At 47.1% G+C, this 770-nt stretch carries 1 protein-coding gene; it reads left to right on the plus strand.

Going from position 1 to position 770, the window contains the following annotated elements:
• Positions 1 to 75 precede the first annotated feature (75 nt).
• A complete protein-coding gene (locus tag ABF463_RS14175; protein WP_415534639.1) occupies positions 76 to 579 on the plus strand; it encodes a hypothetical protein in 504 nt (167 codons plus the stop codon).
• The last annotated feature ends 191 nt before the right edge of the window (positions 580 to 770 follow it).

Raw genomic sequence — 770 nt, forward strand, 5'->3', positions numbered from 1 at the left:
CTATAAAATTTTATGGTATACTATCCAAAGACATCTTGGCCCAAACTGCCAACCCCACATTAAGGAGGAATTTGCGTGCTGAGCAGGCCTCTTTTATTAATGACCGCGTTGCTGTCATTAACAGTCCTATCCGCCTGCAGTACACAGGCTCCGCAAATGAAAAAGGCTGCTGTTTCATCCAGCATGTCCGTTTCAGCCGATCATCTGATCAGCAGTCCCCTGCCGTCCACCGTCAATCTGGCGGACATGGCACATGCATACGGGTCGACGCCTGGGCGCGTGGCTTTATCCCTTGTAATCTGCCGCATGGATCGTTCGAACAGTTTGCAGAGCCTTGCGCAAAAATCGGCGCAGGATTTATTCGCTATGCTGCGTGAAACCGCAACGCAAAATACGCAAACGCTGGAGTCCTTAAACATACAATTCCATCTAACCGATATTCTTGCCTCAGAGAGTATTTATGTGAAAATCCATGCCAACGCCGCAGACGCACTATCAGCTCCTATCGCGCCTGCCGCCAATTGGATTGAGCAATTCCAAGCGGCTTACGCGGCGTCGGGAAACAGTTCCTCTTCATAAAAACAAACGGTCCGTTGCAGCTAAAATCTGCGGAGGCAACTCTGCGAAAAGGAATCGTGTTTATCCCATGAAAATGCGTATGTAAAACCGGGTGAACTCCCGTTGCACAAGCACTTTCAGAAAATGTTTTACGAAGGGTTATATTTTCATCAAGCTCCTTAAAATTGAGCACCCTTATTTAATTATATTTA

The sequence above is a fragment of the Ethanoligenens sp. genome, from assembly GCF_047718355.1.
Lineage (GTDB): Bacteria > Bacillota > Clostridia > Oscillospirales > Ethanoligenentaceae > Ethanoligenens.